The sequence below is a fragment of the Desulfonatronospira sp. genome, from assembly GCA_003563255.1.
Lineage (GTDB): Bacteria > Desulfobacterota > Desulfovibrionia > Desulfovibrionales > Desulfonatronovibrionaceae > Desulfonatronospira.
The window spans coordinates 1-14,836 of sequence record PWSL01000170.1 but is presented as its reverse complement, the minus strand read 5'-3'; the positions used below and the strand labels follow the sequence as shown (position 1 = coordinate 14,836).

Annotated in this window: 7 protein-coding genes; all 7 read right to left on the bottom strand. The window is 51.9% G+C overall.

Annotation, left to right across the window (positions count from 1 at the left end):
• Nucleotides 1–638: 638 nt before the first annotated feature.
• A complete protein-coding gene (locus QZP87_RS04915) occupies nt 639–1,952 on the bottom strand; it encodes a PAS domain-containing sensor histidine kinase (protein WP_291321804.1) in 1,314 nt (437 codons plus the stop codon).
• Nucleotides 1,949–5,332 (bottom strand): chemotaxis protein CheB, encoded by a 3,384-nt coding sequence (locus QZP87_RS04910; RefSeq protein WP_291321803.1) that lies wholly within the window; start codon nt 5,330–5,332, stop codon nt 1,949–1,951. Before QZP87_RS04910 ends, QZP87_RS04915 begins: the two co-directional genes overlap by 4 nt.
• A gap of 463 nt (nt 5,333–5,795) precedes the next feature.
• Complete coding sequence (abc-f, locus tag QZP87_RS04905; RefSeq protein ID WP_291321802.1) at nt 5,796–7,754, bottom strand: ribosomal protection-like ABC-F family protein; 1,959 nt, start codon at nt 7,752–7,754, stop codon at nt 5,796–5,798.
• Nucleotides 7,755–8,042: 288 nt separating this feature from the next.
• Nucleotides 8,043–11,513, bottom strand: coding sequence for a DNA polymerase III subunit alpha (dnaE, locus tag QZP87_RS04900; RefSeq protein ID WP_291321805.1), 3,471 nt, complete (start codon nt 11,511–11,513; stop codon nt 8,043–8,045).
• 138 nt (nt 11,514–11,651) lie between these two features.
• A complete protein-coding gene (locus tag QZP87_RS04895) occupies nt 11,652–12,305 on the bottom strand; it encodes a lactate utilization protein (protein ID WP_291321801.1) in 654 nt (217 codons plus the stop codon).
• Nucleotides 12,306–12,317: 12 nt separating this feature from the next.
• The gene (locus tag QZP87_RS04890) at nt 12,318–12,728 is read right to left on the bottom strand and encodes a hypothetical protein (protein WP_291321800.1); all 411 of its coding nucleotides are present in this window, start codon (nt 12,726–12,728) and stop codon (nt 12,318–12,320) included.
• 838 nt (nt 12,729–13,566) lie between these two features.
• Nucleotides 13,567–14,406 (bottom strand): DUF3782 domain-containing protein, encoded by an 840-nt coding sequence (locus tag QZP87_RS04885; protein ID WP_291321799.1) that lies wholly within the window; start codon nt 14,404–14,406, stop codon nt 13,567–13,569.
• Between the last annotated feature and the right edge of the window lie 430 nt (nt 14,407–14,836).

Genomic DNA, 14,836 nt, shown 5'->3' with positions numbered 1-14,836 from the left:
GCTCCAAAGGCACAAAAACACATTCAAGTGAGTGCCGGAGAGCCTGTCCCGTAAAAGTTTAGCAATTTGCAGGTGGCACGAGGACTGGTTCTCCCAGTCCTTGTTTAATAAAGTCAATTTTTTTTTTCATCAACAAAAAACAAGGGCCGGGGTTGCCTGTCCCCTGCTTTCCTTAAAAGCGCTAAACAGATACCTTTCAACCAGGAACGAAGAACCAGGAACTTTGAACTTTCAAGATAGTTATATCAGATGCATCTGCAAAAAGTCGGGGAATGAAAAATTCAGAAATCAACAATCTACATAACTCTTTGATTTTACTGACCTCTGATCTCTGACGTCTGTGACTGCAAAAATGTAACCATTCATGGGATGCCTCAATCGGCCTGGGGACAGTCCCCGCGACACCCTGCTTGCCCGGTTAAACAAATCCGAAGGATTTCCTGCAAAGCAGGGTTTAGCTGGGCCTGCTACCTTGTATAGGATCACGCGCACGGCGCAAACTCCCCTCCCATGGAAGAAAGTATGGGGGTATGGGGGTATCCATGTGTGGGTGTAAAGATGTTTTGACTCCCATACTTCCATACTCCCATACTCCCATACTTCCATACTCCCATACTCCCATTGGCAGTCACATCATATCAGGCTCGATAATCCGGCAGGGTGAAGAAAAACGTGCTTCCCCTGCCGGGTGTGCTCTGGGCCCATATTTCACCCTGGTGCCAGTGAATCATTTCCCGGCAGAGCAAGAGTCCAAGTCCTGTCCCGGCTTCACCGCGGGTCCCGGGGCGGGTGGTCTTTCTGTCTATCTGAAACAGCCCCTGCAGGGTTTTCTGGTCCATGCCGCAACCCGAGTCCTGTATGTAAACTCTGGTATGCCCGATCAGTGTCTCTGCGCCGATTATTACCAGTCCCTGTTCGGGTGAATATTTTCCGGCGTTGGACAGCAAATTTCTCAGAACTGTACTCAACATGTTTGGGTCTGCATAAGCCTTCTGTAACGGCGAAATCCTTGATTCAAAACGGATACCCTTGTGCTGGAATACTGTCCCGGCGAGTTCAATATTATGCACGGCCAGTTCTTCCAAATTCAGATAGTCAGGTTCGAAAACTGTGTCACCTTTTTGCATTCTGGCCCAGGTCAAAAGGTTTTCCAGCAGGCTGTAAAGATTTTCCGCGGATTTCTGCATATTGGCTGAAACGTACTGCAGTTCATCCTTGGTCAGGTTTCGTATGTCTTCGGCCATCAGTTTTGTGGAGCCAAGGAACCCGGACAATGGAGATTTCAGGTCATGCGCAATTATGGAAAAAAAACGATCCCTCTCAGCCAGGGTTTTTTCAAGCTGGACGTTCTTGCGCTGAATCTCTTCCCGGGCCAGCTTTTGTTCGGAAATATCGCTTAAAACCAAAAGCAGGTACCAGTCCTGCTTTTCATCTGATTTTTGTGAGCCATGTTCATCAATGCGACCGGTGAGTCTAAGGGGCAGGTATTTTTTGTTTTGAGTGTACAGGTTTATTTCCAGGCTTTTGCCCCATGGGTTCTTGAAAAGGGCCCTGAAACGGGCCAGGAAAGTCTCCCGGCTTGTCTGGGCCATGAGGTCAGCCAGGGCCCGGGCGTTTATATCCGGGCCGGAATAACCGGTCATGTCCAGAAAAGTCTGGTTGTATTGGCGGATAAGACCATGCTTGTCTACGCTCAGGTAACCCACAGGGGCCTGATTGTAAAGGCGTGCGAATTTGTCCCTGGCCTTTTGCAGTTTCAACTGGGTGCTGCGAAGTTCATCATTCTGTAATTCCAGTTCCAGCTGATGTACACGAAGATCATGCAGAATGTTCCTGAGCCTGTCCGGGGGCATAGAGGCTTCGTCTTCATCAGGAGGGCTGTTTTGCAATAGTTCTTCAGCCTTCCTGCGGAGGTTGTTCTGGTTTTGCCTGTCAGAATTATCCAAGATCATTCACCTCCAGAAGATATTTTTTCCTGCAGTTCTTTGATCTTTTTTTCGCAGTCCCTGAGGGCCCTGATCTCAGGAGCATCCCCGGCTTCGTCGAAAATAACCGCGAATTTTTTGTGTTCAGGTGAAAAAACCCGGACCTTGAAGTGTTTCTGAAGTTCCCGGCTGTAGTTCTGGATATCTTCTGGAGGTCCGCCCAGAGCCACATGTCCGTAGCGCTTGATCCAGATATCCTCGGTTTCCGGCAGGACTTCCAGGACCCTTCTGCCCAGGATGTCCCTGGCCTTTAATCCGGTCATCTCTTCAAAGGCAGGATTGACTTCAAGAAAGGTGTAGTCGCAGGGCTGGTCATCGTGGTCCAGGACTATCTCGTGCAGGGCAAATGCGCTGGGCATCTGAGTGAAAAGATTACGGTAGTATTTTTCGCTTTCGCGCAGGGCCTGCTGGATTTCTTTCATCTGGGTGATGTCCATGATATTACCCAGGATCCGCACGACTTTACCGTCTCTTTTCTCGGGCCAGCCGGATGTCCTGACCCAGATCCTCTCGCCGTCGGCTCTGGTGAAAGGCAGTTCCAGGTCATAAGGAATGCCCCGCTCCAGGGCGAGCATAAAAGCCTCCTGCAGTCTGTCCCGGCCTTCGGCAGTGTAGAACTGCATGTCCTTTTCCACATCGCTTGGGTTATAATTCTTTGATACTCCGTAGATATTGTATACCTCATCGGTCCAGACGATTCTGCCGGTGTTCACGTCCATTTCCCAACCGCCTACGTTGGACAGTCTCTGAGTCTGATCCAGGAGCGCCTCCTTGGTTTTAAGGGTTGCCTCGGTATCTTTGATTCTGGTGATATCCACAAATGAAACAACTGTGCCGGAAAAGATTTCCGGGGCCACTTCGTATGGAACTACCCGCATGAGATACCAGGCTCCTTCACTTGTCCTGACCTCTTTTTCGTTCATTTCCCCGCTGTTGTGTACGGTTTCAATGACTTCAAGGGGGTCCACGCCCTGCAGGTAATGGGCTATATGAGAAATGGGCCGGCCCACATCGCTGTCCAGGAGCTTGAATATGCTGGTCACCTTGGGGGAAAAGCGCCGGATTTCCATGTTTTCGTCCAGCAGGAGCTTGCCGATCTGGGTGGTGCTCAAGAGGTTGTCAACGTCGTTGTGCAGTTCTGTAAGCTCAATGATTTTATTCTGGTATTCGGAGTTTACGGAATAAAGCTCTTCGTTGGTGGACTGCAGCTCTTCGTTGGTGGACTGCAGCTCTTCATTACTGGCCAGGAGTTCTTCGTTGGTTGCCTGCAGTTCTTCGTTGGCGGTTTCAAGTTCCTCTATGGTGGCCTGCAGGTTTTCCCTGGTGAACTGCAGTTCCTGCTCCAGGTCGTGGATGCGCTGTTCCGCCTCCCTGGAGATGTCGTAGCTATGATCAACATCCCGGATGGAGAGCTTTTCCTGCTGTTTTCTGGATTCGTCCAGAAAAACCGCCACAAGGGAATCCTGCCCCTTTTTCTGGGGCAGGGGCTTAATGCGCATGTCCACCATCCGGTGCTCTCCCTGGTAACGGACCCGGATATTGGAGAAGTGCAGGGGCTGATTCTGGCGCAGTACCTTCTGGATACCTGTGGAAATGGGGATGGCCAGGTCATTGGCGGCCATTTTGGAAATATCCATGGACTGCTTTCCCGAAGGCAGCTTGAAATAGCCTTCGCTGTTGCCGATGACGTGCAGAACTTCCATTTGTTCGTTGACTATGACGGCCAGGTGAATATGTTCTTCCTCCAGGACATTCAGAAAACGCTCCAGGATATTATCCTCCCGGCCTCGCAGGCTTCTTCTGGGTATTACATTACTGTCCCGGTTTACCTGGTAGAGATATTCCGAGGTTTTTTGAAGGTCCCTGGAACCCAGAGCATGCTTGACCCTGCCCCTGCTGCGGTAGACCTTGTGCTTATGATCCAGGCTCTCGAAATAGTCTCCCATCTCCCCTGTGGTTTCGCTGGTCCCAAGAAAGAGTATGCCGCGCATGTTGAGGGAGAAATTAAAAAATTCCAATACCTTGCGCTGCAAGTCCGTTTGAAGGTAGATGAGGAGATTGCGGCAGCTTATGAGGTCGATATTGGTGAAGGGAGGGTCCTTAATCAGGTTGTGCTGGGCAAAAACTACCATTTCCCGGATGTTGCGGGCTATCTGGAAGCTGTCCTTCTTTTTGTAGAAATATTTGGCCAGCAGGTCCGGAGGCACATCTGCTGCGATACTTTCGGGATAGCTTCCGGTGCCTGCCACCTGCAGGGCATTGCGGTCGATATCCGTGGCGAAGATCTTTATGTCCCGCATTTTGCCGGTCTGCTCCATGCATTCCCTGGCCAGGATGGCCAGAGTATAAGCCTCTTCCCCGGTGGAGCAGCCCGGGGTCCAGAATCTCATCTCGTTGTTGTGCCTGGACGCCAGGACTTCAGGCAGCCAGTTGTCCTTAAGGATCTCAAAAGCTTCCCGGTCCCTGAAAAAGCGGGTCACCCCTATGAGGAACTCCCTGAACAGGGTGGCGGATTCGTTGGGATAGCTCTGCATGTAGGAGAGGTAATCATTGATGTCAGCGATGTGGTTTATGGTCATGCGCCTCTGGATGCGCCTGGTAAGGGTGCTTGGCTTGTAGTGGGTGAAATCCACCTTGAACTTGTCCCTTAAAATGGCGAAGATCCTGGTCATGGCATCATCATCGCTGATGACCCGGTCGGTTTTCTCGGTCTTGGCCACGTAGGGGTGCTTGGCATAAGAAACGAGCTGTCCGGGCATTTCTTCCGGGGGCAGCACGAAGTCCACAAGGCCGGTGGAGATTGCCGACCTGGGCATGCTGTCGAACTTGGCGGATTCCTCGCTCTGGACCATGACCATGCCGCCGTGTTCTTTGATGGCTCTTACTCCACGCATACCGTCGCTCCCGGAACCGGACAGGATTATGGATACCGCTTTTTCGCCCTGGTCTTCAGCCAGGGAGCGAAGAAAAATGTCTATGGGAAGGTTGATTAAACCCTTGGTGTGTTCCTGCTGGCTCAGGAATAGTTTGCCGTGGAAAATGGTCAGATTATTCTTGGGTGGAATAAGGTAGATGTTGTCTGGAAGCACCAACATACCGTCTTCCACCCTGTGCACATGCATCCTGGTTTTTTTGGACAGGATTTCCTTCATGAGGCTTTTATAGTCCGGGGAGAGGTGTTGAATCACGATAAAGGCCAGCCCGCTGTCCGAGGGCATGTCGGAAAAAAAGGCCTCTATGGCCTCCAGGCCTCCGGCTGATGCGCCTACAGCCACATAAAGACCGGGGGTGTTGGAAAATGTATCTTGAACTTCCTGATTGTCAGTATCTTTAATCTCTTGGGGCATGGACGCTCCTGTTTGATTATGCTGGTATCTGTTCAGCCAATTTAAGGAAGGCAGGGGACAGCCACCAGCACAAATAATATAGTATGCTGAAACTATCTGTGAAAAAAAAACGTGGGGTGCCTGGCCCCGGAGGTCAATCAAAAAGTATCGCGGAAGTAAAAAAAAGTTACGTCTGAAACGCTTTCATACTACTTCAGTTCAGTTTAAAATGCAAGCCTTGAATGGCTGTCCCCTGGCCGGTATCCTTGTCACGCTTTACCTCTCGTTCCCAGGCTCCAGCCTGGGAACGCTTAGTTCTTGCGGCTCCAGCCGCTTTCTCTTCTTATCGTTCCCACGCTCTGCGTGGGAACGTTTTTCGACCGCTCCTGCGGTCATTTTGGACTCGGAGCGTCCGAAGAATGTTCCCACGCGGAGCGTGGGAACAATAAGGCAACGTATAGGTTATTATTACTTACTTCATATGTCATGGCTTGCCGGCTTCCAGTTCCGTGATTTTTTGTTCCAGCTCTTCCAGGCGGTGCATAAGCCTGTCACTTTCAAGACAAAGATCCTGGTATTCCATATTGATCTTTCTAAACCCGTCCGGTTCCTGGTAGGTCTCGGGATGGGCCATGGCTGATTCCAGTTTTTCCTGGCGCTGCAGACAGCTTTCCAGTCTTTGCTCCTTATCCTGGTATTCCTTTTTCAGGGGCTGCAGATCCTGGTAGAGCTGATTTCTAAGCCTGGCTTCCCGCCTTTTCTTTTCTTTCTGGATATTCTGGTTCCTGCCAGGGGTACGGTTTTTTTGTTCCACAGAGTCTGGAACCTGAAAGTCCTTTTCTTGGAGGAAAAAATTTTGATAGTAATCGTCAAATCCCATGCCGTGCTCAACCACGCGACCGTTGTCAAGGCTCCAGACCTCCTCTGCAGTCTGAGACAGCAGGAAGCGATCATGGGCGATGAGCAAAACCGCTCCGGGAAAGTCCTTGAGCGCGGCTATCAGGGCCTCGCGGCTTTCCATGTCCAGGTGGTTGGTAGGTTCGTCCAGCAAAAGAAGGTTGGCCCTGGCCAGGAAAAGTGAAGCCAGAATAAGCCTGGATTTTTCTCCGCCGCTCAGGCTTTTTACCGGCCTCTCCCAGAAGGTTTCGTCCAGGAGAAAAAGTCCCAGCACCGAGCGGAATTCTTCCTCAGTGAGGTCCCGGCAGGACAGTCTTTTGATCTCGGTCAGCACCCTGTTTTCAATGACCAGGGTTTCGGCCTGGTGCTGGGTAAAATATGCCGGCCGGGTGTTGTGTCCAGGCTGGATGGAGCCGGAACCGGGAGTCAAATGACCGGCAATGAGTTTGAAAAGGGTGGATTTTCCGCTGCCGTTGGGGCCCATTATGGCGACCTTTTGACCGTCAAAGAGCTGGAAATTCAAGTCATGGAAGAGAGAGGGATTTTCAGGGTGATTGAAACAAAGATTGGAGCAGGTGATGGCCACCCGGCTGGAACGTACTGGGGCCGGCCAGGAAAAATTGAGGCGTTTTCCTGATTTATCCCCCTGCAGTTCCACTTTTCTGGATTCCAGGCTATGCATTCTGCCCAGCCTGGACTGGGCCTGCCTGGCCTTGGAGGCCTTGTACCTGAACCGGTCCACAAAGCTTTTGAGATGCTTTATTTCATTTGATAACTTGTCTCTTTCCTTTTCCCGCAAAAGCTGGATCTGTTCATGCCACTTTTCAAAAGAGGAATAATTTCCAGGACGAAAATAGGGCCTGTCGAATCCCAGGTGCAGAATATGGGTGGCTGTCCGGTCAATGAAGAAGCGGTCATGGGCCACCAAAATGAGCATGCCTTGAAAATTCTGCAGGTGATCTTCCAGCCACAGCACTGCTTCCATGTCCAGATGATTGGTGGGTTCGTCCAGGATGAGCAGGTCCGCCCCCTGTAAAAGAATCCTGGAGAGCCTGGCCCGTTCTCTCCAGCCCCCTGAGAAGTGTTCCAGAGGCAGGTCGAAACTGGATGCTTCAAAGCCCAGCCCTGCAAGGATCTTTTTGGCCTGGTACCCGGGGTTGTATCCGCAGGACTGCTCAAGAACCGCCTGCCTGTGAGCGAGTTTTTCCAGTGCGGGCTTGTCATCTTCCGCAACAGCACTTTTCCATTCATTCCAGAATATGCCCCAGTCGGGCAATACACTGAGGACGTAGTCAAGAAGAGGGGTTTTCAGATCTTTGCTGTCAAGATCCTGTGCCACAAATCCGGTCCTCAGTCCCTGGGGACGTGTGACGGTCCCGGTGTCAGGCTCGGTAAGGCCCGCCAGGATTCTTAGAAGAGTGGACTTGCCGCATCCGTTGGGTCCTGTTACCGCAAGCCGCCTCCGAAATACAACCTCAAAAGATACATCTCTGAAGATCTCGTCCCCGCTGTAACTTTTGGATATATTGGTTACGGTTATTTTCATGATCAAGATAACTTGAGAGTCAGGCGCTTAGGCGCTTAGCTCAAATTTCGGAACAACATGTTGGTCGTTAAAAGCGGTTCCTGGTTCGTGGTTCGAAAAAAAAAGAAAAAAATCCATGCTTGCATGTTTATGGGGACAGGCACCCCGGCACTTATTTTTTAGTGGGACTGTCCCCGCTAAGAACTAACCAGATCAAAGGCAACCAGTTTTGCTAATGAGAGATTTCAGTAACCAAAAAATTATTGTCGCGGGGACTGTCCCAATTGTGTCCCAATTGGGATAAGAGCACTATTGCCTGCAGGCCATCCCGAGCTTTTCAAGCTCGTTCCAGAATTCCCGGTCTGGATTAACGCAATAGCCGGGACCCAGCATGACCCTGCATCGGGTACTGTCTTCCAGGTGCAGGTCCAGGCAGACCGGGATGCGCCCGGGATACCTGGTCAGAAGACCCTTGAGATCATCTATCCACTCAGGCCTGGGCTCACCCTCGAGAGCGGTCTCTATGTGCACTGGTTGATCCCCGTCGGCTATGGCCTGGTCAAGGTAAGATACGTTTTCAGCCGTGAACTTGACCTGTCTGGGTGTCTCGCCGTCTTCTTCGCTGGAAGACTGATTCCCCTGGTAACTGCTGATCCTGGCCTTGAGAAGCAGAGGCTGTTCGCTGTTCACCGCTTCCCTGCAGTTGACATACAGATCCCCGAACATGATCACTTCAGCCGTGCCTGTCAAATCTTCTATCTGGCAGAAGGCCATTTTATCGCCCTTTTTGCTGATATGCTCCTTTTTGCCCACAATGACCACAGGCAGCTCAACCTGGGTGCCGGGTTTAAGCTCCAGGCACTGCTGGACAGAGCTGAGTTGGAGGCGTTGGATGTCCCGCCTGAAGGGCAACAGGGGGTGGCCGCTCAGGTAGAAGCCCAGGGCTTCCTTTTCCAGCTTGAGCTTTTCATCTTCCTGAAACTCTGCAAGGCTATTCTCGGGGCAGTCCAGTCCCAGGCCCTTGACGGAGCAGGTATCCTCCCCCAACAGACTCAGCATGGACAGCTGTCCCTTGTTTCTGTTCTTGGCGGAACGCTGAGCCCTGGCTGCAGCCATGTCCATCCCGGCCAGGAGTCCGCGACGGGAGCAGCCCAGGTTGTCCATGGCCCCGCTTTTGACAAGCATCTCCAGGACCCGCCTGGTGGCCTTGCGTGAGCCCACCCGTTCGCAGAAGTCCAGCAGGCTTTCATATAGCCCGTTCTTTTTTCTTTCCTTTATAACTGCCTCTATGGCCCCCCGACCCACGTTTTTTATGCCTGAGAGCCCGAAACGGACATGTCCGTCCTCCACGCTGAATTCATTCAGGCTGGAATTGATGCAGGGTGGCAGGACGGTGATTTCCATGTCCCGGCAGGCGTTTACATGGGCTATGACCTTGTCGGTGTTGCTGACTTCGGAGGTGATGAGGGCGGCCATGAATTCCTGTGGAAAATGGGCCTTGAGATAGGCGGTCTGGTAGGAGATGAGGGCGTAGGCGGCGCTGTGGGACTTGTTGAACCCGTATCCGGCGAATTTTTCCACCAGGTTGAAGATATGTTCTGCAACAGCTTCGTCAACACCGTGCTTGCTGGCCCCCTGCAGAAACTTGCTTCTCTGGGTGGCCATTACAGCTGGGTCTTTCTTGCCCATGGCCCGGCGCAGGATATCGCCGTCCCCCAGGGAGTACCCGCCCAGGACCTGGGCGATTTTCATGACCTGTTCCTGGTACAGAATGACTCCGTAGGTTTCCTTGAGTACCGGTTCAAGTTCGGGATGGGGGTATTCGACAGGGATCTGTCCGTGTTTGCGCTTGATAAAGTCCGTGACCATGCCGCTTTCCAGGGGCCCTGGTCGGTAAAGGGCCAGAAGGGCGATGATGTCCTCGAAACAGGTAGGCTTTAAGTCCACCAGGACTTTGCGCATGCCTGAACTTTCCAGCTGGAATACTCCATCGGTAAGGCCACGGCCCAGGAGCTTGAAGGTTTCCGGATCCTCCAGGGGCAGGCTGTCCAGGTCCGGGGTGTCTTTGCCGCTTCTGGCGGCCAGTTCCAGGGTATCCTTGAGGACAGTCAGTGTCTTGAGCCCCAGAAAATCGAATTTGATAAGCCCCACTTTTTCCACCCGCTTCATATCAAACTGGGTGACAACTTCCCCTTTTTTTCCGCGGTACAGGGGCAGGTGCTCCTGCATAGCCCGGTCGGAGATGACTATGCCCGCGGCATGGGTGGATGCGTGGCGCACCAGGCCTTCCAGGCGGCGGCAGATGTCCATGAGCCTGGCCACTTCTTCATCCTCGTCCACCATTTTGCGCAGGTCCGGCTCCTGATCTATGGCCTTGTCAATGGTCATCTTGAGCTCTTCAGGGATGAGCTTGGCTATCCTGTCCGTCAGGGAGAGCTTCATGCCCAGGGCCCGGCCCACGTCCCGGACCACGGCCCGGGCCTTCATGGTCCCGAAGGTGGTTATCTGGGCCACGCTGTCACGGCCGTACTTGTCCGCCACGTAACGCAGGACCTTTTCTCTCTGATCGTAGCAGAAATCCACGTCGATATCCGGCATACTGGCCCGCTCTTTGTTAAGAAAACGCTCAAAGAGCAGGGTGTAGCGGATGGGGTCCAGATTTGTGATGCGCAGGGCGTAAGCCACCAGGCTCCCGGCGGCCGAGCCCCGGCCGGGTCCCACTGGAATGTCCTGAGACTTGGCCCAGTTGATGAAATCCTGGACAATGAGAAAATAACCCGGAAATCCCATGGAGCAGATTATCTCCAGTTCTTCCTCCAGGCGCTGCCGGTAATGCTCCTGGTCCACGCTGTAGGGCAGTTCCTGGAATCTTTGCTCCAGCCCTTCCCGGGAAAGGCTTATGAATTCCTGGTCCAGGGTGCTTTCCCTGGTGGGTGTGTACCGGGGAAAATGAAAGGTGTCTGTCTCTATTTCCAGGTTGCAGAGCTTTATTATTTCCTGGACATTTTCCAGTGCCTGGGGGCAGTGGGCGAATTCCTTCTCCATTTCCTCCACTGACTTGTAATAAAGCTGATCGGTGTCAAAACGCAGCCTGGAATCGTTCTGGACTTTGGTGTTGGTCTGGATACACAGCAGGATATCGTGGGCCTGGACATCGTCAGGCCCCAGGTAGTGGCAGTCATTGGTAGCCACCAGGGGCAGACCTGTATCCCCGGACATCTCCAGCAGCTGAGCGTTTACTTCCATCTGTTCCGGGATGCCGTTGGCCTCCAGCTCCAGGTAAAAGCGCCCCGGAAATATATCCGCGTATTGTCGGGCTGTCTCCCTGGCCCGGCTGTAGCCCTGACGGCGCAATACATGCTGCACCTCTCCCTGCAGGCAGGCGGAAAGGCAGATAAGACCCTGATTATGCTCCCTGAGGATGTCCTTGTCCACCCTGGGCTTGTAATAGAAGCCTTCCAGCCATCCCCTGGTTACGATTTTGATCAGGTTGTGGTACCCCTGCCTGTCCATGGCCAGAAGTACCAGATGGTAGCGCAGCTGTTCCCGGTCCTGGTGGTGAGTGTGGGCCAGGTAGACCTCACAGCCGATGATGGGTTTGATGCCGTACTTTTTGGCCTCCAGGTAGAAGTTCAGAGCTCCGAACATGTTGCCGTGATCGGTGATGGCCGCTGCCGGCATGCCCAGGTCCACGGCCCGGGCGCACAGGTCGGTTATCCTGATGGCCCCGTCCAGGAGGCTGTACTCGGTATGACAATGTAAATGACAAAAATCAGACATTGATATCTCGGATAATTCCAGATTTACAGGTTTATGGCCAAGGCTCAAAGCTGAAAGCTCTACGCCCCATGCCGCGAAACCCGGGGAAAGTCCCCTCACAAGTATTTCCCCATGCTCCAAGCTCCATGCCCCTGGCCATCAAAGCCCCATATCCTCGTTAATTAGTATAACGCAGATGCGATCCTTGGGGAAAGACTTTTCCGTAATGGTCCATACGTTGCAGATACGTTCCGGGCTCTCGCAGTCGTGGCAGTAAGCGGTTTTGATGCAGGGGGTCTTTTTCTGCAGACGCAGGGCATTGGCCGGGGCGCTGTAGGTCTTGATACGCTCCATGGCCTGTTCCAGGTCACCGACTATCTTGTTGCGTCCACAGAGTATGACCACTTTTCTGGGGCCGAAGACCAGGGCTCCCACCCGGTTGCCGATCATGTCCAGGTTGACCAGGTATCCCTGCTCGGTGACAGCGTTGGTGCCTGTAATAAAGAGGTCCGCCAGCAGCGCCCGTCGTCTCATCTCCAGGACGGCTTCAGGCCCGCGGCTCTTGTCGAATGTGTCCATCACCTGCATATCGGTTCTGTTTTTGAGCTGCTCGTAAAGACCGGAATCCTTGAATGTTGCGGAACCGCCCCAGGATAAGGATGCAGGCCCGGTCTCGGGAATAATCTCGTCCAGAACCATGGCACAGGCGCGGGCCGGACTTTCAGCCAGACGGCAGTCAAAATTGTTGGCCCGCAGGTTTTCCCGTACCCGCAACAGCCTCATGTCCCAGAAGTCTCTGATCTCTTTGCCCATTTTTGCCTCCTGTTACTTATCCTTTTTTGTCCCCTTGGAATCCGTTGAAGCTGATTTTTTTTCTTCAGCTCCCTGCATGGTCTTGGGAACCAGCTTCAGTTGCGGCACCAGGATCTTGCTGATGAACAGTACTTCCTGGACTTCCTGCATCCGGCTCCAGTCCGGTTCTTTGGGGTCGAAATCCTGCGGGGCCTCTTCAAGGGAACCGTCTTTTTTCCTGAACAGGTACATCTTTGTCCTCCTGGTTTTAAATCCTGCAAATTCCCGGGCAATCAGCCCTTGAGCTATATAATCATCAATGTCTTCCGAGGAGAAAAAGGAGCAGGGAAAGTGCCTGCAAAGCCGCACGCATCTGGCAATCGTGGTGTAATAGCTGCCGCTTATCTTTTTCTGGTCGGCGCAGTATATACTTCTATAAAGCATTATTGTCAGGTGATGTTTTACTGGACCGGGAATCCGGTTGAGCTGTTTTCAGGTGAGCAGCAATGAACATTATCAAAAGGTAACCATTCAGGGGATCCTCGATGATGACTAACGGCACAAGGCCTGGGGACTGTGCCCCGGCCGGTACCTGCCCCCTCTGAATGGTTACAACAAAAGCACCTTAACGGATAGTACATTATAGATCAATGCCTTTGGAAGGCAGGGCACAGGCCTATCAATTCAGGGGGTCCTCGGTATTGATTACTGGCACCAGGCCTTTGGCGTGACTGTGGGACTGTCCCCAGGCCGTCTTGATGTGTTAAGAACCAGAGCCTGCTTGTTTCGCTGTCGTGCACAGCGCTGAATCTGGTCTGATTTTCCAGTTGACTATTGACTCCGCTTTAAACACGAGGCAAATAGAAAGGCAGCATTAATTAAACAGCATCGTGGTCAGGTGTACGGATCTTGGTTTTTTGAAATGCAAGATAAGCTTAATCCCCCGCCTGAGACCTGACTTCCATGGTTTCAGAGTAAAGACTGGAGTAACCATTCAGCTAAAGCAGGGGGCAGGCACCCCCGCACTCGTTGGATTTTCAAAAATAAGTGCCGGGAGAGCCAGTCCCCGTGCTCAACGCGTCCTGCAAGGATTAACCGGATGATGCCCCGAAGGGGCCACTTTTGGGCAGGCAAAGCACGCAAAGTTTAAGAGGCTGCCTTTTCATTTGTCACTCGAAACGAGTGACAAATGAAAAAAATTATCCTGTCTTCCTTGGCGACCTTTGCGCCTTTGCGTGAGAATATGTTTTTGGGTTGCGGGCAAAGCCCGCGTTAGAATATCTTAGCGAATGGATTCTACATTTATAGAGTCACTGTAAGTTTCAATGTTGAGTGCATTTGCTACCTGCATTGCTCTGGGATCAATCATAGGGGATATGACCATGAGCCGGTCAGCCTTTTGACCATGTTTTTTTTCGTAAAACCTGGCCTTGCGCTCAAAGATATGCATATCCGCATTGCTCATGGATGATTTGAGTTCGCAGATGATAAGCAGTCCGTTTTTGATGATAATATCCAGTTCAACCTGCTCAGGACGTCCGAAAACCTCACCTTCATGATCAACAACTGTGATGTTCATAACCTTAACTCCGAAACTATCCTCAAGAACACCGGCCAAGGCCATTCGAAAGGTATTTTCCGACTTCAAGCCCCAGCGGGCACCCAGGGCACCGATGGAGCGGTCAAGCTTTTTATCAAGAGCAATAATGGCCTTTTGGTTTTCTTCAAGCCTGCGGGACATTTCTTCCCATTTTCTATGCTGTTCATCCCACTTTTGAGCCTGCTCTGTCTGGAACTTCTCCCATCTCATTTCCCAAAGTTCCCACTTTTGAGCCTGCTCTGTCTGGAACTTCTCCCATCTCTTTTCCCAAAGTTCCCACTTTTGAGCCTGCTCTGCCTGGTTCTGGTCCCATCTCCTTTCCCACGCTTCCCACCTTTTGTCCTGTCTTTCCCTTTCATTGCGCATCTCAGCCAGTGTCTGCTGAAACCAGTCCTGAGCCTGCTTTTTGTCAACAAACTCAGTTCTGGATAGTTCCAGGATCAGATTCCTGATGACAGGATCCTCTTGAACCAGTCGGGGCAGTTCTCTTTTGATGGTTTCTTTAATTTTTTGTGTTTCCATGATTGAATCAATGTTGATGAAGTGTTTTTTGTTTAATGAGTAAATTAATACTTACGGTATTTACTAAAAAATAGAAATGAATTGCTGCAGAATTATACATTTCCTGCATTTGCAGGTCCATAATCTGACATTACAGCGACACATAATTTATGCTGGATGGGGACTGGCGTAACAGTTTGGCCATTTGCATGTGGCATGGGGACTGGCTCTCCCAGCCCTTGCTTGTTCCCAGGCTCCAGCCTGGGTACGCTTAGTTCTTGCGGCTCCAGCCGCTTCTTAAAAATGTGGCTGGAGCCACAAAAAAGCGATGTTCCCAGGCTGGAGCCTGGGAACAAGCAAGGGCTGGGAGAGCCAGTCCCCATGCCACATGCAAATGGCCAAACTGTTACGCCAGTCCCCATCCAGCATAAATTATGTGTCGCTGTAATGT

Bases quoted from the DNA above. Each gene is read 5' to 3' on its own strand.
- QZP87_RS04915 (WP_291321804.1), bottom strand. From the start codon at position 1,952: ATGATCTTGGATAATTCTGACAGGCAAAACCAGAACAACCTCCGCAGG.
- QZP87_RS04890 (WP_291321800.1), bottom strand. From the start codon at position 12,728: ATGCTTTATAGAAGTATATACTGCGCCGACCAGAAAAAGATAAGCGGC.
- dnaE (WP_291321805.1), bottom strand. From the start codon at position 11,513: ATGTCTGATTTTTGTCATTTACATTGTCATACCGAGTACAGCCTCCTG.
- QZP87_RS04910 (WP_291321803.1), bottom strand. From the start codon at position 5,332: ATGCCCCAAGAGATTAAAGATACTGACAATCAGGAAGTTCAAGATACA.
- QZP87_RS04895 (WP_291321801.1), bottom strand. From the start codon at position 12,305: ATGGGCAAAGAGATCAGAGACTTCTGGGACATGAGGCTGTTGCGGGTA.
- abc-f (WP_291321802.1), bottom strand. From the start codon at position 7,754: ATGAAAATAACCGTAACCAATATATCCAAAAGTTACAGCGGGGACGAG.
- QZP87_RS04885 (WP_291321799.1), bottom strand. From the start codon at position 14,406: ATGGAAACACAAAAAATTAAAGAAACCATCAAAAGAGAACTGCCCCGA.